Below are 21,184 nucleotides of genomic sequence, written 5' to 3'. Positions count from 1 at the left end.
AAGCGGGCGGCCCCTGCGTGTCGGCTACGATTTCAAGGTTCACCGATGACGACACGCCGACCTGGGAACCGAGGCGGCCGTCACCCCACGCAGCGACCTGGGAGCAGCCCGCGATGGCTCGACACCTCATCACCAGCGCCCTTCCGTACATCAACGGGATCAAGCACCTGGGCAACATGGTGGGGTCCATGCTCCCGGCGGACGTGTACGCCCGGTACCTGCGCCAGCGCGGTCACGAGGTCCTCTACATCTGCGCGACGGACGAGCACGGCACCCCCGCCGAACTGGCGGCCAAGGAGCGGGGGCTGGCCGTCGACGTGTTCTGCGCGCAGGCGCACGACGCGCAGAAGGCGGTGTACGACGGCTTCGAGCTGGCCTTCGACTACTTCGGCCGCAGCTCCAGCCCGCAGAACCGCGAGATCACCCAGCACTTCGCCCGCCGCCTGAACGAGAACGGCTTCATCGAGGAGCGCGCGATCCGCCAGGTGTACTCGCCGACCGACGGCCGCTTCCTGCCTGACCGCTACGTGGAGGGCACCTGCCCGCACTGCGGCTACGACAAGGCCCGCGGCGACCAGTGCGAGAACTGCACCCGCGTCCTCGACCCCACGGACCTGATCGAACCGCGGTCGGCGATCTCCGGCTCGACGGACCTGGAGGTCCGCGAGACCAAGCACCTCTTCCTGCTCCAGTCGAAGCTCCAGCACGAGGTCGAGGAGTGGGTGGCCCGGCACGAGGCGGAGTGGCCGCAGCTCGCCTCCTCCATCGCCCGCAAGTGGCTGACCGAGGGCCTGCACGACCGGGCGATCACCCGCGACCTGGACTGGGGCGTCCCCGTCCCGGCCGACACCTGGCCCGAGCTGGCCGCCGAGGGCAAGGTCTTCTACGTCTGGTTCGACGCCCCGGTCGAGTACATCGGCGCGACGAAGGAGTGGGCCGAGCAGCCCGGGCAGGACGCCGGGGACCGCGACTGGAAGTCCTGGTGGTTCGAGGCGGACACCGGCGAGAACCCGGTCCGGTACACGCAGTTCATGGCGAAGGACAACGTGCCCTTCCACACCGTCATGTTCCCGGCCACCGAACTGGGCGTGCGGGAGCCGTGGAAGAAGGTCGACTACGTCAAGGCGTTCAACTGGCTGACCTACTACGGCGGGAAGTTCTCCACGTCGCAGAAGCGCGGCGTCTTCACCGACCACGCCCTGGAGATCCTGCCGGCCGACTACTGGCGCTACTTCCTCATCGCCAACGCCCCCGAGTCGGACGACGCGTCGTTCACCTGGGAGCACTTCACGGCCACCGTGAACAAGGACCTGGCCGACACCCTCGGCAACTTCGTCAACCGCGTGCTGTCCTTCTCCAGGAAGCGGTTCGGCGACGAGGTCCCGGCGGGCGCGCCGGCCGGTGACGCCGAGGTGAGGCTGGGCGAGGAGATCGCCGGCCTGCTGGCCGAGTACGAGACCCAGATGGAGGCCCTCCAGTTCCGCAAGGCCGCCGCCGCGCTGCGCGCGCTGTGGTCGGCGGGCAACTCCTACCTGGAGGAGAAGGCGCCCTGGCTGGAGATCAAGACCGACCCGGAGGGCGCGGCCCTGACGCTGCGCACGGCGATGAACCTGATCCACCTGTACGCGGTGGTCTCCGAGCCGTTCATCCCCGCGTCCGCCCGCGCTCTGCGCGCCGCCTTCGACCTGGCCGACGACACGGCGACGTGGGTGACGCCGGACGAGGCCCGCGCCCTGTCCTCGGTGCCCGCCGGCACCCCCTTCACGGTCCCCCCGGTGCTCTTCGCGAAGATCACGGACGAGGACCTGGAGGCGTACCGGGAGCGCTTCGGCGGCGGCCCCGCCTAGGCACGACGATCAGGCCACGGGCCCGGCACCGCACGGCGGTTCCGGGCCCTTCGGGTGCCCGCGGTCCACGGGGCGGCCCTGACTTCTGGCATGACCCCGATCACACGTATGGTTTCCGCCATGGCAGTCCCCGAGGTCATTCCGATCGCCTACGAACCGAAGCACCGCACCGAGACCATCGGGCGGTACGCGGAGGGTCAGTTCCTGGCGTCGATCACGTACGCCTTCCCCGAAGGGTTCCGTCCCGACGACGGCTGGGAAGTGCACAAACGGCTCTACACCGTGCTCCACACGTTCGACGCCGAGGGCCGCTACCGCGACTCGGAGATCTGGTGCGCCGGCACCTGGGCCGAGCAGCAGAGCAACCCGGACGGCGAGACCTCCGTGCTCTCCCGCGCCCGCGTCCATCTGGCCAAGCTGCTGCGCAGCCTGCCCCGGCGCTCGTACACGGACATCGCGATCCGCCCCTTCAGCCTCACCGCCGACGGCGTGCTGTTCGGCCTCCTGACCGGCGTCGACGAGGGCGAACCCTGGGCGGAGCTCTACCCCGACCGCCTCGGCTTCTCCGCGCCGTGGAACGGCACGTACGACACCTGAGCCGGCCCGAGGCCGGGACGCCGTGCCGCCGCGTCCCGCGTGCCGGGTCCGGGGACCGTCCGTGTCGGACGGGGCCGATGCCGGGCCGGTGTCCCCGTCGCCGCGGGGGGCGCCGCGGGTCTCCGGGCGCCGTCCCCGCGGCCGCCCGGCTGCGGCACGGGTGCGGGCGGCGGTCCTCCGCGGCGCGCGAAAGTGGCCCGGAACCGTCGTCGGTTCCGGGCCACTTCGGCGTGCGGGTCCGGCCGGGGGGCCGTGCTCCCGCTGTGCTGGGCCTACTTGGGCTGCGGCTTGCGCACGGTGAGGTGCAGTTCGCGCAGACGGGTCTCGTCCAGCTCGGTCGGGGCGCCCATCATCAGGTCCTGGGCGTTGCCGTTCAGCGGGAAGGCGATCGTCTCGCGGATGTTCGGCTCGTCCGCCAGCAGCATCACGATGCGGTCGACGCCCGGGGCGATCCCGCCGTGCGGCGGGGCGCCGAAGCGGAAGGCGCGCAGCATGCCGGCGAACTGCTCCTCGACGGTGTCGCGGTCGTAGCCCGCGATCTCGAAGGCCTTCAGCATGATGTCGGGCTCGTGGTTCCGGATCGCGCCGGAGGACAGCTCGACGCCGTTGCAGACGATGTCGTACTGCCAGCCGAGGATGTCCAGCGGGTCCTGCGTCTCCAGGGCCTCCAGACCGCCCTGCGGCATCGAGAACGGGTTGTGCGAGAAGTCGATCTTCCCGGTGTCCTCGTCCTTCTCGTACATCGGGAAGTCGACGATCCAGCAGAACCGGAAGACGTTCTCCTCGAAGGCGCCGGAGCGCTTGGCGGCCTCGACCCGCACCGCACCCATGATCTTCGAGACCTCGTCGAACTCGCCCGCGCCGAAGAACACCGCGTGACCGGGCGCCAGCGACAGTCGCTTGGTCAGCTCGGCGACGTTCGCCTCGGTGAGGAACTTGGCGATCGGGCCGGACAGCGCACCGTCCTCGCCGACCCGCACCCAGGCCAGGCCCTTCGCGCCCTGCTCGACCGCGTAGTCGCCGAGGCCGTCGAAGAACTTCCGGGTCTGACCGGCGACGTCCGGCACCGGCAGGGCCCGCACGTGCTTGCCGGCGAACGCCTTGAACTCGGAGCCCTCGAAGACGTCGGTGATGTCCACCAGCTCCAGACGGGCGCGCAGGTCCGGCTTGTCGGAGCCGTACTTCAGCATCGCCTCGCGGAACGGGATGCGCGGGAACGGCGAGGTGACGTGACGGCCACCGCCGAACTCCTCGAACAGCTCCGTCATGAGCTTCTCGATGGGCTGGAAGACGTCCTCCTGCTCGACGAAGGACATCTCGACGTCGAGCTGGTAGAACTCGCCCGGCGAGCGGTCCGCGCGGGCGTCCTCGTCGCGGAAGCAGGGCGCGATCTGGAAGTACCGGTCGAAGCCGGAGATCATCAGCAGCTGCTTGAACTGCTGCGGCGCCTGCGGGAGCGCGTAGAACCGGCCCGGGTTCAGCCGGGAGGGGACCACGAAGTCGCGCGCGCCCTCGGGAGAGGTGGCGCTGAGGATCGGCGTCGCCATCTCGTTGAAGCCCAGCGCCGTCATCTTGTGGCGGATGGCGGAGATCACGGCCGTCCGCAGCAGGATGTTGCGGTGCATCCGCTCACGGCGCAGGTCGAGGAAGCGGTACTCCAGGCGCCGCTCCTCGTTCACGCCGTCCTCGGCGTTGATCGTGAAGGGCAGCGGCTGGGCGGCGCCGAGCAGCTCCACCTCGCCGACCTCGACCTCGATCTCGCCGGTGGGCAGCTCCGGGTTCACGTTCTCCGTGCCGCGCGAGACGACCGTGCCGTCGATCCGGACGGTCGACTCCTTGGAGACCGTGTCGAGGGCCTCGTAGGCGGGGGTGCCGGGGCGGGCCACGAGCTGCGTGATGCCGTAGTGGTCGCGCAGATCGACGAAGAGGATGCCACCCAGGTCTCGGCGATTGTGCAGCCAGCCGCTCAGCCGGACGTCGCTGCCGACGTCAGAGGCGCGGAGCTCGCCGCAGGTGTGGGACCTGTACCGATGCATCGTCGATCATCCAGTCTTCGCGGATTGGGGGCTCGTTTCACGTGAAACACCCCCAGGGTACCGGGCAGCCCACGGTCGCCTCCCCATCCTTTTGCCGCCCCGCGCTCCCGGCCCCGCCCGTGATCGCCGGCGGACGGCGGCCGTACCCGTCGACGGCAGTTCCTCGGCGCCGCCCGCGCTCCTTCGCGGACCGTTCCCGCGGGCGCCCGGGACCGCCCCGAGCGCCGGGCGTCCGGCCCCCGCACCTCCCGGCCCCGGGCGCCTTCGGTGGCAGGCACCGATCACCTGTTCCTACAGTGGGCCCATGCGCACTGGTGAGCCCCTGCCCGCCGTGGGGGACGTCCTGGCCTCTCTGGCGACCGGCCTGTGGCGCTGGGACAACGCCGCGGGCCTCGTCACCTTCGACGCGGAGGCAGCCCGGCTCATGGGACTGCCCGCGGAGCGGACGACCCTCACCGAAGCGGGCGTCCGCTCCCACGTGCACCCCGTCGACTGGAACGAGATGGACGGCGTGGTCCAGCTCGCGGTGGCCGAGGGCACGCTCGCCGAGGCCCGCATGCGCATCATGGACGGGCGCGGACGGGTGGTGCGCACCGTGCGCAGCCGCTCCCGGCCCACGGTCGACCCCGAGACGGGGCACTACGAGCTGATCGGCACGCTCCAGGAGGTCAGCGAGCAGCCGCCGGGCGCCGCCGCGCGCACCCCGGTCACCGGGGACTGGCGGCGCTCGCGTGAGGCGTTCCTGCTGGACGCGGGGCGGGCGCTGGCCGAGGCCCGCTCGACCTCCGAGGTGCTGCGGGTGGCGGCGGGGCTGTCGATGCCCGGCTTCTCGCCGGACGGGCTCGCCGTGTTCGGCGCCGAGGGCGACCGGCTGACGATCATCGGCCACCACGGGCACCAGCCGGGCGACGAGGGCCCCTTCTCGCACATGTCGCTGGCCACGGACTATCCCGCCGCCGAGGTCGTCCGCAACGGCCGAGCCGTCTACCTCTCCTCCCCCGAGGCGTACAAGGAGCGCTACCCGGCCTCCTGGCCCCTCGCGCAGCACTTCGGGCGGCAGTCCTGGGCCTTCCTGCCCCTCACGGTCGCGGGCAGCACCATGGGCGCCTGGATGGCCGCCTTCACGTATCCGGTCTCCTTCACGCCCGACGAACGCTCGGTCCTCACCACCGTGGCCCGCATGCTCGCGCAGGCCCTCTCCCGGGCCGGCACGGCCGAGACCGAGCGGGAACTGACCGACGGGCTCCAGCGCTCGATGATGCCGACGCTGGGACCGCGGATGCCGGGCATGAGCGTCGCCGCGCGCTACGTGCCGACCGGTGGCGGCCTCCAGGTCGGCGGCGACTGGTACGACGTGATCCCGTTGCCGACCGGCCGCTTCGCGCTGGTGATCGGCGACGTCCAGGGCCACGACGTGCGCGCGGCCGGCCTGATGGGACAGCTGCGCATCGCCCTGCGGGCCTACGCGTCCGAGGGGCACCGCCCGGACGCGGTGCTGTCCCGCGCCTCCCGGTTCCTGTCCGGGGTCACGGACTCGGCCACCTACGGGTCGAGCGGCGGGGCCGGGGACCGCGACGGTTCGGGCGGCCCCGGCGACCTGCGCTTCGCGACCTGCCTGTACGTGGAGGTCGACCCGGAGACCGGAGCACTCGACATCGCCCGCGCCGGGCACCCCGAGCCCGCCATACGCATGGCGGACGGAACGGTGCTGATGCGGTCCACCGCGGGAGGACTGCCGCTCGGGATCGATCCCGACGCCGACTACCCGACCACCCGGCTCGTCCTGGAACCGGGCGAGACCATGCTGGTCTGCACCGACGGGCTCATCGAGACCGGCGGCCACGACCTGGACACGGGCTGGCGCCGGATACGCGGGACGCTGGAGTCCCACGACGGGGACATGGAAGCCCTCGCCGACGCCCTCGTTCAGGCCGTCCACGGCCCCTCGTCGCACCACACCACCGGCCCGCTCGCCGACCGCCGCGAGGACGACATCGCCGTGCTGCTGCTGTCGCGGGAGGCGGAGCGCGGGTTCGGAGGCGCGGCACCCGCCGTGCGGCCGACCGTGCGCCGCACGATGCTCACCGTGGCGCAGGCCGAACCCGAGCGGATCGCCGACGCCCGCCGTCAGGTGCGGGAGCTGCTGCACGACTGGGCCTCGGCGGACCAGCTCGACTCGGCGGTGCTGCTCGTCTCCGAGATGCTCACCAACGTGCTCGTGCACACCGACGCCGACGCGCTGCTCGTCGCGGAGGTGACCGGCGAACCGGGCAAGCGGCGGCTGCGGATCGCGGTCACCGACGGCAGCGACGACCTGCCGCACCGGCGTGACCCGGGCGAGCTGGCGTCCTCCGGACGCGGACTGGTCCTGATGGAGATGCTCGCGGACGCCTGGGGGGTGGATCCGCGGGGCGAGGGGAAGAGCATCTGGTTCGAGTTCTCGGAGGAGCCGTCCCCCGCGTCCGGCGCGGACGAGGCGTCCCGGGACGCGGCCATGATGGAGGCCCTGGAGATGTTCGGCGACGCGGCCGACGCAGACGGCGTCGCCGGCCCCGGGGACCCGGCCGGCGCCGGGAGGGCGCAGGCCGGCCCGCCCGGCGCGCCCGCCGGTCAGGGCTCCTCCGGGGGCCCCGGTACACCGGGTGCCCCCGGCGCCTGCGGCCCGTAGAGCGAGCGGAGTTCGTGCACGACCCCGAAGACGGCGGCCGTCAGCGGCACGGCGAGCAGCATGCCCAGGATGCCGGCGACGGACGCGCCCGCGGTGATGGCCAGCAGCACCACCGCCGGATGCATCTGCACCGTCCGGCTCTGGATCATCGGCTGGAGGACGTGTCCCTCCAGGACCTGCACGGCGAGCACGACCCCGAGCGCCCACAGCGCGATGACGAAGCCCCGGTCCGCGAGCGCGACCAGCACCGCCACCGCTCCGGAGATGAAGGCGCCGAGGTAGGGCAGGAAGGCTCCGACGAAGACGAGCGCCCCGAGCCCCACCGCGCCCGGGACCCGCAGGACGAGCAGCCCGACCGTGATGCACACGGCGTCGATGAGCGCGATCAGGGTCGTGCCGCGCATGAACCCCTCGACGGCGCCGAAGGCGCGCCGGGCCATCGCCTCGACCACGTCGGCCGTTCCGCGGGGCGCCAGCGTGCGCAGGGTCCCCGCCACCCGGTCCGAGTCGCGCAGGAAGAAGAAGACGAGGAGCAGGGCGAGGACGGCCATGGCGAGGGTCTCGCCGACGACGCTGACCCCGCTGATGACGTTGGCGGCGGCCGTGCCGCCGAACTTGGCCAGCAGGTCCTTGGAGTTGGCGGCGAGGTCGTCGAGCGAGGTGCCCGCGGCGCCGAAGTGCTCGGCGACGGACCGGGCCGCCTGGCGCAGCGAGTCGACGATGTCGGCGCCGGTGTGGATCAGCGCCGCCACGACGATGTAGACGGCGCCCCCGACCACGACGGCGACCGCGACGCAGGTGAGCGCGGCGGCCAGCGACGGGTTGACCCGCATCCTCAGCAGGCGCCGGTACAGCGGTCCGAGCAGGGCGGTCCCGAGCAGGGCGAGCAGCACGGGCACCACCGCCGTGCGGAACTCCCCGCACAGCAGGACGCCGACCCAGCCGACCCCGGCCGCCAGCAGGATCACGACGCACCAGGCCGCCAACCGCCGGGCGCCTTCGGGGAGTAGCTGCACCCCTCCACCTGACCATGCGTCAGCCCGCGCGGCGCCCCGGGACGGCCGAACGAGGGAGGAGCCGGACCCGGGCCGCGCCCCGTCCGCCGGGCGGGCGGGGCGCGGCCGTCGTGCGTCGCGGCGGGCGCGCGGCCCGGCCCGACGGGCCGCGCGTGCGGGCGGTGGCCGCCCGGCTCAGAGGCCGCCCTCCGTCATACCGTGCACCGCGGGGACCGTTCCGAGGCGGCCCTTCTGGAAGTCCTCGAAGGCCTGCTGGAGCTCGGCGCGGGTGTTCATGACGAACGGGCCGTAGTGCGCCATCGGCTCCCGGATGGGCTGCCCGCCCAGCAGCACGACCTCCAGGTCCGGAGTGTTGGAGTCCTGCCGCTCGTCCGCGCGGACGGTCAGCGCGGAGCCCGCGCCGAAGACGGCGGTCTGGCCGGTGTGGACCGGCCGCCGGTCCGCGCCCACGCTGCCGCGTCCGGCGAGGACGTAGGCGAGGCCGTTGAAGTCCTCGCGCCACGGAAGGGTGAGCTCGGCGCCCGGCCGGACGGTGGCGTGGACCATGGTGATCGGCGTGTGCGTGATGCCCGGACCCTGGTGGCCGTCCAGCTCGCCCGCGATCACCCGCAGCAGCGCGCCGCCGTCCGGCGTGCTGAGCAGCTGCACCGTCCCGCCGCGGATGTCCTGGTAGCGCGGCGCCATCATCTTGTCCTTGGCCGGGAGGTTCACCCACAGCTGGAGGCCGTGGAAGAGCCCGCCGGACAGGACCAGCGACTCCGGCGGCGCCTCGATGTGCAGCAGGCCGGAGCCCGCCGTCATCCACTGGGTGTCGCCGTTGGTGATCGTGCCGCCGCCGCCGTTGGAGTCCTGGTGGTCGAAGACGCCGTCGATGATGTAGGTCACGGTCTCGAAGCCGCGGTGGGGGTGCCACGGGGTCCCCTTGGGCTCGCCCGGCGCGTACTCCACCTCGCCCATCTGGTCCATCATGATGAACGGGTCGAGGTGGCGGTAGTTGATCCCGGCGAACGCGCGGCGGACCGGGAATCCCTCGCCCTCGAAGCCGCTGGGTGCGGTCGTCACGGCCAGCACGGGACGGTTCACGGCGTCGGCCGGCGCGGCCACACGGGGCAGGGCCAGCGGGTTCTCGACGGTCACTGCAGGCATGTCGGTACCTCCTTGTGCTTCGAGTTTAGTTGAGCGTTGAACTTTCTGCCACCCGTAACGACGAACGCCCGGAGGGCATTCCCTCCGGGCGTTCGCCTGGGTGAGAGGTGCGCCGGCCGTGCGGGGCGCCGGCCGCCGGGCCGGCGCCGGGGGAGACCCCCGGCGCGGGCCGGCGCGTCAGCCGTACATGCGGCGCATCGCGAAGTCGACCATCTGCTCCACGGCCTTCGCGTCGAAGACCATGCGGTGCTCCCCCTCCATGTCGATCACGAAGCCGTAGCCCGTGGGGAGCAGGTCGATGACCTCGGCGCCGGTGATCACGAAGTACTTGGACTCCTTGCCGGCGTAGCGGCGCAGCTCCTTGAGCGAGGTGAACATCGGGATGACCGGCTGCTGGGTGTTGTGCAGGGCCAGGAACCCGGGGTTGTCGCCGCGCGGGCAGTACACCTTGGAGGTCGCGAAGACCTGCTGGAAGTCCTCCGCGGCCAGGGAGCCCGTGGTGAACGCGCGGACCGCGTCCGCGAGGGACGGCGGCGACGGCTCGGGGTAGAGCGGCGGCTGCTGGCCGTACCCGCCGGGCATCTGCCCGCCCGGCATCTGCCCGGGCATCTGCTGCTGCGGCGGGACGTAGCCCTGCTGGGCGCCCGCGCTCTGCTCGTAGCCGTACATGGGTCAAAGAGTAGTGGGCCACATATGGCCCATCCGGGGTTGCTTCTTATTACTGACGGGTAGCATCATCGTAGCTACTTGCTGGTACGTGAATCTCTGCGCGAGGAGTCCAGACCCCTCGCCGATCCCTTAACGGAGCCGTCGCCATGGGGCACTACAAGTCGAATCTCCGCGACATCGAGTTCAACCTCTTCGAGGTGCTCGGGCGCGACAAGCTGTACGGCACCGGCCCGTTCGCGGAGATGGACACGGACACCGCCAAGAGCATCCTGGAGGAGCTGACGCGCCTCTCGGAGAACGAGCTGGCCGAGTCCTTCGCGGACGCCGACCGCAACCCTCCCGTCTTCGACCCCGACACCAACACCGCGCCGGTCCCGGCCTCCTTCCGGAAGTCCTACCAGGCGTTCATGGAGTCCGAGTACTGGCGCCTGGGCCTGCCCGAGGAGATCGGCGGAACCACCGCCCCCCGCTCCCTGATCTGGGCCTACGCGGAGCTGGTGCTCGGCGCCAACCCGGCCGTCTGGATGTACTCCTCGGGCCCGGCGTTCGCCGGCATCCTCTTCGAGGAGGGCAACGCGGTCCAGAAGCACATCGCGAAGGTCGCCGTCGACAAGCAGTGGGGCTCCACCATGGTCCTCACCGAGCCCGACGCGGGCTCCGACGTCGGCGCCGGCCGCACCAAGGCCGTCCAGCAGGACGACGGCTCCTGGCACATCGAGGGCGTGAAGCGCTTCATCACCTCGGGCGAGCACGACATGTCGGAGAACATCCTCCACTACGTCCTCGCCCGCCCCGAGGGCGCCGGCCCCGGCACCAAGGGCCTGTCCCTGTTCCTCGTCCCGAAGTACGAGTTCGACTTCGAGACCGGCGAGCTGGGCGAGCGCAACGGCGTGTACGCGACGAACGTCGAGCACAAGATGGGCCTCAAGGCCTCGAACACCTGCGAGATGACCTTCGGCGACCGACACCCCGCCAAGGGCTGGCTGATCGGCGACAAGCACGACGGCATCCGCCAGATGTTCCGCATCATCGAGTTCGCCCGCATGATGGTCGGCACGAAGGCCATCTCCACCCTGTCGACGGGCTACCTGAACGCGCTGGAGTACGCCAAGGAGCGCGTCCAGGGCCCCGACCTGGCGAACTTCATGGACAAGACCGCGCCCAAGGTCACCATCACGCACCACCCCGACGTGCGCCGCTCGCTCATGACGCAGAAGGCCTACGCCGAGGGCATGCGCGCCCTGGTGCTGCACACCGCCGCGATCCAGGACGAGATCCAGGTCAAGGAGGCCGCCGGCGAGGACACCGCCGCCCTGGAGGCCCTCAACGACCTGCTCCTGCCGATCGTGAAGGGCTACGGCTCGGAGAAGGGCTACGAGCAGCTCGCCCAGTCGCTCCAGACGTTCGGCGGCTCCGGCTTCCTGCAGGAGTACCCGATCGAGCAGTACATCCGCGACGCCAAGATCGACACTCTCTACGAGGGCACCACCGCGATCCAGGGCCAGGACTACTTCTTCCGGAAGATCGTCCGCAACCAGGGTGCCGCACTGAACTCCCTCGCCGAGGACATCAAGAAGTTCCTGGCCCTCGGCACCGGCGGCGAGGACCTCTCCGCCGCCCGTGAGCAGCTCGCCAAGGCGGCCGTCGAGCTGGAGGCCATCGTCGGCCTGATGCTGACCGACCTCGCCGCCACCGAGCAGGACGTCAAGAACATCTACAAGGTGGGCCTCAACACCACCCGCCTGCTGCTCGCCTCCGGCGACGTCGTCGTCGGCTACCTGCTGCTGCGCGGTGCCGCCGTCGCCGCGGAGAAGCTGGAGACGGCCGCCGCCAAGGACCGGGCCTTCTACACCGGCAAGATCGCCGCGGCGAAGTTCTTCGCCGCCAACGTCCTGCCGGGCGTCACCGGCGCGCGCAAGCTCGCCGAGGGCGTCGACCTGGACCTGATGGACCTGGACGAGGCGGCCTTCTGACCCGACCGGGTCCCGCGCCCGCGGCCCGGAACCGGACCCCGTCCGTCCGGTCGGGTGCCCCACGGTGTCCGCCCTTCACATCCCCCTTACGAGGGCCCGCTCCCATCCCCGGGAGCGGGCCCTGGTGCGTCGTTAAGGTGAACCCCATGAGTGCACCCTCCCGCTTCGACCGCGGCCACACCGACGACCTCATGTCCTTCCTCGCGGCCGGCCCGACCCCGTACCACGCCGTGGCGACCGCCGCCGAGCGGCTGGAGAAGGCCGGCTTCCGCCAGGTCGCCGAGACCGACGCGTGGGACGCCGGCAGCGGCGGCAAGTACGTGCTGCGCGGCGGCGCCATCGTCGCCTGGTACGTGCCGGAGGGCGCCGAGGCCCACACCCCGTTCCGGATCGTGGGCGCACACACCGACTCCCCCAACCTGCGCGTCAAGCCGCTGCCCGACACCGGCGCACAGGGCTGGCGGCAGGTGGCCGTCGAGATCTACGGCGGCCCGCTGCTCAACTCCTGGCTCGACCGCGACCTGGGCCTCGCCGGGCGCCTCACCCTGCGCGACGGCTCCACCCGCCTGATCAACGTCGACCGCCCCCTGCTGCGCGTGCCGCAGCTCGCCATCCACCTCGACCGGTCGGTGAGCACCGAGGGCCTCAAGCTCGACAAGCAGCGCCACCTCCAGCCGGTCTGGGGCCTCGGCGACCCCCGCGAGGGCGACCTGATCGCCTTCCTGGAGGAGGAGGCCGGACTGACCGCCGGCGAGGTCTCCGGCTGGGACCTGATGACGCACTCCGTCGAGCCGCCCGCCTACCTGGGCCGTGACGAGGAGCTCCTCGCCGGCCCCCGGATGGACAACCTGCTGTCCGTGCACGTCGGCACCGCCGCGCTGGCCGCCGTCGCCGCCGCCGACACGAACCTGTCGTACATCCCCGTCCTCGCCGCCTTCGACCACGAGGAGAACGGCTCGCAGAGCGACACCGGCGCCGACGGCCCGCTGCTCGGCGGCGTGCTGGAACGTTCGGTCTTCGCCCGGGGCGGCTCCTGGGAGGACCGCGCACGCGCCTTCGCCGGAACCGTCTGCCTGTCCTCCGACACCGGCCACGCCGTGCACCCGAACTACGCCGAGCGGCACGACCCCACGCACCACCCGCGCGCCAACGGCGGCCCCATCCTCAAGGTGAACGTCAACAACCGCTACGCCACCGACGGTTCGGGCCGCGCCGTCTTCGCCGCCGCCTGCGAGAAGGCCGGCGTCCCCTTCCAGTCCTTCGTCTCCAACAACGCCATGCCGTGCGGCACGACGATCGGCCCCATCACGGCCGCCCGGCACGGCATCAGGACGGTCGACATCGGCGTGGCCATCCTCTCCATGCACAGCGTCCGCGAACTCTGCGGCGCCGACGACCCGTTCCTCCTGGCGAACGCGCTGGTGGCGTTCCTGGAGGGCTAGGCCGCAGCGCCTCTCTGACGAACCGTCACAGGCGGCCCACCCCGCGTACGGGGTGGGCCGCCTGTGACACGAGCGCTCCCCTCCGCATGGCTCGTCGGGTCCCGGGTACCCGGAAGTCGCCCCTCACCACTTTGAGTTGCTACTTCAAGGAGCTGACACCCATGGGCTTGGGCGGATGCATCATCCTGATCGCCGCAGGTGCGATCCTCACGTTCGCGACCGACTGGCACATGGCGGGGGTCGACCTCCACGTCGTCGGCGTGATCCTCATGATCGTCGGCTTGATCGGAGTGGCGACCTTCAGCAGCGTCATCCGTCGCCGCCGCGTGGTCATGGAACCGACCACCACCGTGGTGGAGGAGCGCCACCACCACCGCGACGGCTACCACGACGGCTACGGCGTCTGACCGGCCCGTCCCGAGGGTTCGGGGCGGTCGGCTCGGGACGGGCGGCCCGGGACGGACGATTCCCGACGCGCGGTGCGAGGCACCGGGCGCCGGGAGGCAGCCGGCCCGGACGCCGCAGCTCCGGCGGACGCACCCGGGCCGCGCACCCGCGGCCCGACGCCCCGCGGACCGTCCCCCTCAGTCGTCCATCCCCGCGAGCACCAGGGGCAGCCGGTCCGCTCCGCCCTCGACGAGGCGGACCGGCACACCCCAGTCCTGCTGGTGGACATGGCAGGCCGGGTACTCGTTCGCCGGGTCGTCGTCACAGGACGCGGCCATCGCCGAGACGTGCAGCACCCCCTCCTCGACGGCCGGATTCAGCTCGACCGACCGCGCGAGGTCCGTGCCCGCGCCCTCCCCCGCGAGCAGCAGCTCCGGCGGCGTCGCGGAGACGAGCAGCCGGGTGGACGGCCCGTAGCGGGTGTCCAGCTTCTGGCCGGCCGGAGCCTGGAAGACGACGTCCAGCCGCAGGGCGCCCGGAGCGACCTCGGTCGCCGCACGCCGCGTGCGGTGGGCGACCGACTCCACCCGCACCGCCTCCTCGGGGAGCCGCAGCCGGGTCAGCCGGTGCCGGGCGGACTCCACCACCACGATGTCGCCGCCGACGAGCACGGCGTCGCTCGGCTCCCGCAGATCCGTCGCCAGCGTCGTCACCTCACCCGTCGCCGGGTCGTACCGGCGCAGCGCGTGGTTGTAGGTGTCGCAGACCGCCACCGAACCGTCCGGCAGCGCGGTCACGCCCAGCGGATGCTGGAGCAGCGCCTGCTCCGCGGCACCGTCGCGGTGCCCGAAGTCGAACAGCCCCGTGCCCACGGCGGTGTGCACCGCGCCGTCCGGATCGACCCAGCGCAGCGCCGACGTCTCCGCGTCCGCGAGCCAGAGGCGGTCCCCGGCCGCGGCGAGCCCGGAGGGCTGCGCGAACCACGCCTCGGGCCCCGGCCCGTCCACCAGCCCCTCGTTGGTCGTGCCGGCGGCGACCTCGACCGTCCGCGCCGCCGGGTCGTACGTCCACAACTGGTGCACGCCCGCCATGGCGATCCACACCCGGCCGGCGAAGACGGCGACGTCCCACGGTGAGGACAGGTCGACCTCACGGGCCGGTCCGGCGGTCGGCGAACCCTGCCACCACTGGCGGCCGGTGCCCGCTAGCGTGCCGACCTCGCCGGAGGCGAGATCGACCCGGCGCAGCGCGTGGTTCACCGTGTCCGCGACGACGACCGTGCCCTCGTCGAGCAGCGCGAGCCCCTGCGGTTCGCTGAACCCGGCCGCCGGTGCCGGCCCGTCCACGAAACCCCGGACGCCGGACCCGATGCGCCGCACGACGGTCTCGCCGTCCTCGGCCAGCTCCACCAGCTGATGCCGGGTGGTGTCGCTGACCAGCAGGTTCCCGCTCGGCAGGGCCAGCGCCTTGCCGGGGAAGCGCAGCGTGGTCGGCTCGGGCTCGGGGGCCACGTACGGCCCGTCGCCCCGGCGCAGCGTGCCCTTCGCCCCGTGCTCCGCCTCCAGCTCCTCCACCAGCCGCTCGATCGCGTGGGCGTGCCCCTCACCGGCGTGCTGCGCGACGACGTATCCCTCGGGGTCGACGACCACCAGCGTCGGCCAGGCGCGCACGGCGTACTGCTTCCAGGTCGCCAGCTCGGGGTCGTCGAGCACCGGGTGCTCCACCCCGTACCGCTCCACCGCGTCGACGACGGCCTGGTGCTCCGCCTCGTGCACGAACTTCGGCGAGTGCACCCCGACGATCACCACGGTGTCGCGGTGCTTCTCCTCCAGTTCCCGCAGCTCGTCCAGGACGTGAAGGCAGTTGATGCAGCAGAAGGTCCAAAAATCGAGGATCAATGTGCGACCTCGGAAGTCGGCGAGCTTCAGGTCCTTCCCGCCGGTGTTGATCCAACCGCCCTTGCCGATCAGCTCGGGGGCGCGGACACGGGCACGCTTGCGGGGTGCGGGCGCGGGGGTGGGCGCCGGGGCAGCATCGTTCATCCTTCAAGCTTGCCATTGGCCCATGAACACCGGATCACGACCGTACGACGCCGTTGTCCTGCGCAGCTACGGGATCCGCTCCACCACGGACTAGCCTCCTTGGACGCCCCGGACGAACAGGGTTCCTGTGCGCCGACTCCCGGCGGGTGGGGCAAGCACGGACGCTGACACGTCCACGAAGCCGTGTTCCTTGAGAATCAGCGCCCACACATCGGGTTCGTAGTCCCACCGCTTGACGACAGCGGGGTCTTCTTCGGGCCCGCGCGGGATGTATGACGCCTGGCAGCCGTAGCACCCTTCAACCGGGGGACGCTGGGAGAAGGCGAAGACGCCACCCGGCTTGAGGTTCGCATGAACCATCGGCAGCAGAAGACCGGGGTCGGTGAACCAGGCAGCGCCGAACACGCTGTAGACCGCATCGAAGATCGTGAACGTGTCTCCGAGATAGGTGAGCGCGTCGGCCTGGTGGAGTTCCATCCCGTCCACGCCCGGCCACCGCTCGCGTGCCTTGTCGAGTTGCTTGGCGGAGAGGTCGATCCCGACGGACTTCATGCCGAGCGTTGCGAGATGAGCGGCGTTCCCTCCAGACCCGCACCCGAGATCGAGCACGCGGTCTCCCGGGTTGAGGTTGAGCACGTAGGCCCTGGGGCCGTGGTCCGGGTACTGGGTCCAGTTGAACCATGTGGTCTCGCCCTTGGCGTTGGTCTTCCGCCGCTGAGGCTTGCTCTGCGAGTAGGTGTCCCATGCGGTGCTGCGAGCGTCAGTCACTACCTGTCCGTTCTCGTTCACGGCGACAGCCGCCCGGCACGATACCGGGCGGCTGAAGCTCTCGTGGGTCAGTCGCTCCGCTTGAGTCGGAGCTATTTGGCAACGGGGCTGTCGGAGCAGCCCGCGTAGCTCTGGGTGCAGTCGGCTGCGCCGTTGATCGGCCAGAACTCCGGGTCCACGTCGAAGCCGGCCGATCGGATCACCTCGGCCGTCCGACGCATCGCGGCCCGGCCCTCGGCGGGGTCGTGGCCGTTGTTGCGGTCGTCTCTCGTCGCCCAGACGATCCGGCAGCGCTCGTCACCGTCGAACCTCACGCCCACCCTGCCTCGCCGGACTTCCACTCGATCGATTGCGAGGCCAAGGCGTCCACGTCTTCCGGCCGCATCATCGGCTTCCCAAGCTTCACGAAGCAGACCCGCATCCAGGAGAGGAGAGATGTCCACGGAAGGAGTCGGCATCCGCAGTAGATCTGCGCGCAGTCCCTCGATCCGGGTACGAAGTCGTCCTGCGAGCCGGTTGTACCGGTCGATCGCGTCTGCGCCGGTGAACTCGCCGCGGACGTACCTGGCCTCCTCCAGGTCCGCCAGGCGGGCCCCCTCGTCCGCGATCTCCGCCTCGATCGCGTCCCTCTTCGCGAAGACCTCCGGGTCCTCCCTCTGCACCCAGCGGTCGGCGATCACGGCGAGCAGCGGGTTTTGGGGCTCCAGGGATGGCAGGCAGGAGAGAAACGCCCGGGTCACGTAGTCGTCGATACTCTCCACCCGAGCCGATACGCCGGAGCATCCTCGCCCCATCCGGTGGCTGGAGCACTGGTACGACGTGCCGGCCTTGCTCATCCGGGCCCCGCAGAGCCCACAACGCGCTATCCCGGTGAGCAGAGACTTCCCCTGCTTGTGACCGTGCCGCTTCCCCGCCAGGGGGAACGTGCGCGCTTCGAGCTGGCGGAGGATGAGTTCGCGCTCCCCGAGCGTGATGATGCCCTCGCCGATGCTCACGGTCTCCAGCGTCTCCGGGTCCCGGTAGGGGGAGACCCTGTTCATGTACTTCCGCGTCCCGTCCGGCTGCTCCTCATACTCGGTCTGCGGCATGAGACCGGCGAAGGCCGGTGAGCGGAGGAGTTGCATGACGCTGGACGAGTTCCACTCGCCTCCACGAGCGGACTCCACCCCGTGCTCGTTCAGCAGCCGGGCGATGTGGACCAGGGCCTTCCCGGACAGCGCCTCGTCGGCGATCAGGCGGGCGTAGACGGCGGTCTCGGGGTTCGTGGACGAGCTTCTTCGCCTCCGGGTCCACCAGCAGCAGCCCGTAAGGCGGCTGTCCGCCGATCCCCTGGCCCCGCTGGCGTAGGTACCGCTTGGCGTTGCCGACGCGCATCCCAAGGTTGCGCGACTCGTTGCGCGCCAGTTCCGCCAGCATCGCGATGGTAACCCGGGCGCTGTCGTTCCTCGTGTCGAGGCCGTCCATGACGGAGACCAGCCGTCCGCCGACCCGTCCTATGTCGTCCAGCGCCTTGCCGACCTCGCCGATGCCCTTGCGGGACAGACGGTCGAGCTTCCAGACGATCAGAACGCCCACGACGCCGGCCGTGGCTGCTGTGATCGCCGCATCGAACCCCTTGCGGCTGACGTTCTTGTAGCCGGAACGTCCACGGTCGATGTGGACCTTGCGGACGGTCAGTCCGTTGCGCTCCGCCCATGCGCGGCAGTCGGCTTCCTGGCGGTCGATCGCTGCCTTGCCCTCCCGGTCCAGGGAAAGGCGCAAGTACCTCGCAGGTCGGCGAGGGTCAGCTCTTTGCCGCCGTTGTTCAGCCAGCCCCCCTTGCCGATCAGCTCGGGGGCACGGACACGGGCACGGCGGCGGGGCGGGGGCGTCGGGGCGGAGTCGTTCATGGATCAAGGGTGCCACCCGGCGCCGGCAACCGGTCGGGCCCCCGCCCTCCGGCGTCCGCGCGCCCCGCCGCCCGCCCGCGGCCCCGGCATCCGCCCTCCCCGCGCCCGCGCGCACCCGTCCGACTCAGCCCGTCGGCCTACCGGCGGCGTTGCCGGGCGGCCGGCGGGGAACCGGTGAGGGCATGAGATACCTCGTGCGGGACCGGCTGCTCGGCTTCGGTGACGACTACTGGATCGAGGACGACCACGGCAACAAGGTCTTCCTCGTGGACGGCAAGGCGATGCGGCTGCGGGACACCTTCGAGCTGAAGGACACCCGCGGGCGCGTCCTGATCGACATCCACCAGAAGATGCTCGCGCTGCGCGACACGATGATCATCGAGCGGGACGGCGAACCGCTGGCGACCATCAAGCGCAAGCGGCTCTCCCTGCTCCGCAACCACTACCGGGTCTCCCTGGTGGACGGCACCGAGCTCGACGTCAGCGGCAAGATCCTCGACCGCGAGTTCGCCATCGACTACGGCGACGAGCTGCTCGCCCAGATCTCGCGCCGCTGGCTGCACCTGCGGGACACCTACGGCGTGGACATCGTCCGGGAGGACGCCGACCAGGCCCTGCTGATCGCGGTGGCGGTGTGCGTGATCCACCTGGCGGAGAAGGAGCGGGGCGACGACTGACCGCCCCGCGGCCCGGACGGCGGATGCCGTGCCACCCGGCCCCCGCGGGGGCGTCGGCGCGGGCCGGGGCGCCGGACGCCCCGGCGCCGGTGTCCGCCGCGCCGCCGTCAGCGGCGGGGTCCCGACAGGCCCGGCACCCGGTCCCTGAGGACCGGGAACTGCTCGCGGACCGTCGCGACCCGGGCGGGGTCGAACTCCGCGGTGAGGACCTCCTCGCCCGGGCCCGCCTCGGCGAGCACCTCGCCCCAGGGGTCGACGACGAGGGAGTGGCCGGCCTGGGGAACGCCCGCGTGCGTACCGGCCGTTCCACAGGCGAGGACGTACGCCTGGTTCTCGACCGCGCGGGCCCGGGCGAGCAGGGTCCAGTGGGCGCGGCGGCGCTCGGGCCAGCCGGCGGGGACGACCAGGGTCTCGGCCCCGGCGTCGATCAGGCCGCGGAAGAGTTCGGGGAAGCGCAGGTCGTAGCAGGTCGCGACACCGAGGACGGTCTGCGGGAGCCGGGCCGTCACCAGGTCGCGCCCGGCGCTCATGAGGGTGGCCTCGCCCTGGTCGAAGCCGAAGCGGTGGATCTTGCGGTACGCGGCGACGCGTTCGCCGGAGGGGGCGTAGACGAGGGAGGTGTTGTAGAGGGGTGCCTCGGCGGAAGGGCCGTCCGAGGGGGCCCGCTCGGGGATGGAGCCGGCGTGCAGCCAGACGCCGGCGTCGCTCGCCGCCTTGGCCATCGCCTCGTGGGTGGGGCCGTCGAGCGGTTCGGCTGCGCTCGTGAACTCCTCGTAGGCGAAGGCGCCGGTGGTCCAGAGTTCGGGGAGGACGACGAGGTCGACTCCGGCCTGATCTCGTACCAGGTCCGCGACGCGGTGCCGTCGGGCGGCGACCGATTCGTCGTCGTTTACGTCGATCTGGAGGAGCGAGGCGCGCACACTACCACCGTCCTGGCATTCGAGCCGTCGATACGGGCCTACGATCGTCACACGAAAGCACTGCCGGGGTGCCACACAGCAGCGTAACTTAGCGTCCCAAGACACCCGCTGCCTGTGCACTGCCCGCGTCCAACCGCCCGAGGGGTCCCGTTCCGTGAGTCTGCATCCCAGCCTTCAGTCCTACGCCGACGCCTGGACCCACTCGATCGAAGCGATATCCGAGCTGGTGCAGCCGCTTGCGGAGAGTGAGTGGAACCGGCGGACCCCGTGCCCGGGATGGTCGGTCCGCGACGTCGTCTCGCACGTCATCGGGCTGGACTGCGAGATGCTCGGCGATCCCCGGCCGATCCACACGCTCCCCCGCGACCTGTACCACGTGTCGAACGAGCACCAGCGGTACATGGAGATGCAGGTCGACGTGCGCCGACACCACACGGCGCCGGAGATGACCTCGGAGCTGGAGTACACGGTCATCCGCCGCAACCGGCAGCTGCGCAACGAGACGCGGCAGCCCGACGCCAAGGTGCGCGGTCCGCTCGGCACCGAGATCACCCTCGAACAGGCCATGCGCAACCGCGCGTTCGACGTGTGGGTGCACGAGCAGGACCTGCGGTTCACCCTGGGGCGGCCGGGGAACCTCGACTCGCCGGGTTCGCTGATCGTGCGGGACGACCTGCTGGCCGCGCTGCCGAAGGTCGTCGCGAAGGACGCGGGGGCCCCGGCGAACTCCGCGGTCGTGTTCGACGTGCACGGGCCGGTGGAGTTCCTCCGCACCGTGCGGATCGACGCCGACGGGCGCGGTTCGATAGACGGTGCGCCCTCCCTCGGTCCCGCCGCCAGCCTGTCGCTGGACTGGGAGACCTACGTCCGGCTGGCCTGCGGCCGGGTGAGCGCCGACGCCGTGGCCGACCGCATCAAGACCGAGGGCGACCCGGAGCTGACGGCGGCCATCCTGCGCCACTTCACCGTCACGCCGTAGCCGCCGCGGCGGGCCGCCGCGGGCGGGGCCGGCGGCCGGGGCCGTGCGGCGCGTCGGCACGGTGCGCGACCGCCCGACCGGGCGGGTGGCCGCGGCCGGGGCCCTCCCGGGGAGCGGGCGGGGCCGGT

The 21,184-nt window shown here is 71.6% G+C and carries 16 protein-coding genes and 2 pseudogenes; 8 read left to right on the top strand and 10 right to left on the bottom strand.

All coding sequences use genetic code 11. The features are described 5' to 3' along the window. The first annotated feature begins 113 nt into the window (after positions 1 to 113). Together metG and ACGFS9_RS10385 are read left to right on the top strand one after the other, a co-directional pair. On the top strand, positions 114 to 1,847 hold the full coding sequence (metG, locus tag ACGFS9_RS10390) for a methionine--tRNA ligase (protein ID WP_393251997.1): 1,734 nt from the start codon (positions 114 to 116) through the stop codon (positions 1,845 to 1,847). A gap of 120 nt (positions 1,848 to 1,967) precedes the next feature. Next, positions 1,968 to 2,444, top strand: a complete 477-nt coding sequence (locus ACGFS9_RS10385) for a hypothetical protein (protein ID WP_393251996.1) — start codon at positions 1,968 to 1,970, stop codon at positions 2,442 to 2,444. A gap of 272 nt (positions 2,445 to 2,716) precedes the next feature. On the opposite strand, the gene aspS is transcribed toward ACGFS9_RS10385, so the two are convergent. After that, complete coding sequence (gene aspS, locus ACGFS9_RS10380; RefSeq protein ID WP_393251995.1) at positions 2,717 to 4,480, bottom strand: aspartate--tRNA ligase; 1,764 nt, start codon at positions 4,478 to 4,480, stop codon at positions 2,717 to 2,719. A 304-nt stretch (positions 4,481 to 4,784) separates the two neighbouring features. Here aspS and ACGFS9_RS10375 point away from each other — a divergent pair, with 304 nt between their 5' ends. Continuing rightward, complete coding sequence (locus tag ACGFS9_RS10375; RefSeq protein WP_393251994.1) at positions 4,785 to 7,148, top strand: SpoIIE family protein phosphatase; 2,364 nt, start codon at positions 4,785 to 4,787, stop codon at positions 7,146 to 7,148. On the opposite strand, the gene ACGFS9_RS10370 is transcribed toward ACGFS9_RS10375, so the two are convergent. The 3 genes from ACGFS9_RS10370 to ACGFS9_RS10360 all read right to left on the bottom strand — a co-directional run bounded on the left by ACGFS9_RS10370 (position 7,091) and on the right by ACGFS9_RS10360 (position 9,979). Beyond that, the gene (locus ACGFS9_RS10370) at positions 7,091 to 8,164 is read right to left on the bottom strand and encodes an AI-2E family transporter (protein WP_393251993.1); all 1,074 of its coding nucleotides are present in this window, start codon (positions 8,162 to 8,164) and stop codon (positions 7,091 to 7,093) included. The two genes, ACGFS9_RS10375 and ACGFS9_RS10370, sit on opposite strands and share 58 nt — an antisense overlap. Before the next feature lie 174 nt (positions 8,165 to 8,338). After that, the gene (locus ACGFS9_RS10365) at positions 8,339 to 9,310 is read right to left on the bottom strand and encodes a pirin family protein (protein ID WP_393251992.1); all 972 of its coding nucleotides are present in this window, start codon (positions 9,308 to 9,310) and stop codon (positions 8,339 to 8,341) included. Between the two features lie 177 nt (positions 9,311 to 9,487). Further along, a complete protein-coding gene (locus ACGFS9_RS10360; protein WP_393251991.1) occupies positions 9,488 to 9,979 on the bottom strand; it encodes an SseB family protein in 492 nt (163 codons plus the stop codon). A gap of 146 nt (positions 9,980 to 10,125) precedes the next feature. Here ACGFS9_RS10360 and ACGFS9_RS10355 point away from each other — a divergent pair, with 146 nt between their 5' ends. From ACGFS9_RS10355 to ACGFS9_RS10345, 3 genes are all read left to right on the top strand, one after another. Continuing rightward, complete coding sequence (locus ACGFS9_RS10355; RefSeq protein WP_393251990.1) at positions 10,126 to 11,952, top strand: acyl-CoA dehydrogenase; 1,827 nt, start codon at positions 10,126 to 10,128, stop codon at positions 11,950 to 11,952. Between the two features lie 146 nt (positions 11,953 to 12,098). Continuing rightward, positions 12,099 to 13,394 carry a M18 family aminopeptidase gene (locus ACGFS9_RS10350; RefSeq protein WP_393251988.1) on the top strand — a complete coding sequence of 432 codons (1,296 nt, stop codon included), beginning with the start codon at positions 12,099 to 12,101 and terminating at the stop codon, positions 13,392 to 13,394. Between the two features lie 161 nt (positions 13,395 to 13,555). Further along, entirely contained in the window at positions 13,556 to 13,801 is a 246-nt protein-coding gene (locus ACGFS9_RS10345) for a DUF6458 family protein (RefSeq protein ID WP_393251987.1), read from the top strand. A gap of 177 nt (positions 13,802 to 13,978) precedes the next feature. Here the strand turns inward: ACGFS9_RS10345 and ACGFS9_RS10340 are convergent, their stop codons facing one another. The 5 genes and pseudogenes from ACGFS9_RS10340 to ACGFS9_RS10320 form a co-directional block, all read right to left on the bottom strand. Then, positions 13,979 to 15,823: an NHL domain-containing thioredoxin family protein gene (locus ACGFS9_RS10340; RefSeq protein WP_393251985.1), complete on the bottom strand. Its 1,845-nt coding sequence runs from the start codon at positions 15,821 to 15,823 to the stop codon at positions 13,979 to 13,981. A 90-nt stretch (positions 15,824 to 15,913) separates the two neighbouring features. Continuing rightward, entirely contained in the window at positions 15,914 to 16,591 is a 678-nt protein-coding gene (locus tag ACGFS9_RS10335; RefSeq protein ID WP_393252109.1) for a class I SAM-dependent methyltransferase, read from the bottom strand. Between the two features lie 92 nt (positions 16,592 to 16,683). Further along, positions 16,684 to 17,679 carry a zinc ribbon domain-containing protein gene (locus ACGFS9_RS10330; protein ID WP_393252107.1) on the bottom strand — a complete coding sequence of 332 codons (996 nt, stop codon included), beginning with the start codon at positions 17,677 to 17,679 and terminating at the stop codon, positions 16,684 to 16,686. A gap of 15 nt (positions 17,680 to 17,694) precedes the next feature. Further along, positions 17,695 to 17,970 (bottom strand): annotated as a pseudogene (locus ACGFS9_RS10325) (recombinase family protein); the annotation flags it as partial. 10 nt (positions 17,971 to 17,980) lie between these two features. Beyond that, positions 17,981 to 18,352: pseudogene (locus ACGFS9_RS10320) on the bottom strand (recombinase family protein); the annotation flags it as partial. 310 nt (positions 18,353 to 18,662) lie between these two features. Here ACGFS9_RS10320 and ACGFS9_RS10315 point away from each other — a divergent pair. Next, positions 18,663 to 19,157, top strand: coding sequence for an LURP-one-related/scramblase family protein (locus ACGFS9_RS10315; protein WP_393251983.1), 495 nt, complete (start codon positions 18,663 to 18,665; stop codon positions 19,155 to 19,157). A gap of 107 nt (positions 19,158 to 19,264) precedes the next feature. On the opposite strand, the gene ACGFS9_RS10310 is transcribed toward ACGFS9_RS10315, so the two are convergent. Then, the gene (locus ACGFS9_RS10310; RefSeq protein WP_393251981.1) at positions 19,265 to 20,077 is read right to left on the bottom strand and encodes a carbon-nitrogen family hydrolase; all 813 of its coding nucleotides are present in this window, start codon (positions 20,075 to 20,077) and stop codon (positions 19,265 to 19,267) included. A gap of 154 nt (positions 20,078 to 20,231) precedes the next feature. Here ACGFS9_RS10310 and ACGFS9_RS10305 point away from each other — a divergent pair, with 154 nt between their 5' ends. Further along, positions 20,232 to 21,056, top strand: a complete 825-nt coding sequence (locus ACGFS9_RS10305) for a maleylpyruvate isomerase family mycothiol-dependent enzyme (RefSeq protein ID WP_393251980.1) — start codon at positions 20,232 to 20,234, stop codon at positions 21,054 to 21,056. Positions 21,057 to 21,184 lie beyond the last annotated feature (128 nt).

The sequence above is a fragment of the Streptomyces sp. NPDC048566 genome, from assembly GCF_043199735.1.
Lineage (GTDB): Bacteria > Actinomycetota > Actinomycetes > Streptomycetales > Streptomycetaceae > Streptomyces.
This window is presented reverse-complemented; position numbering and strand designations above follow the sequence as displayed.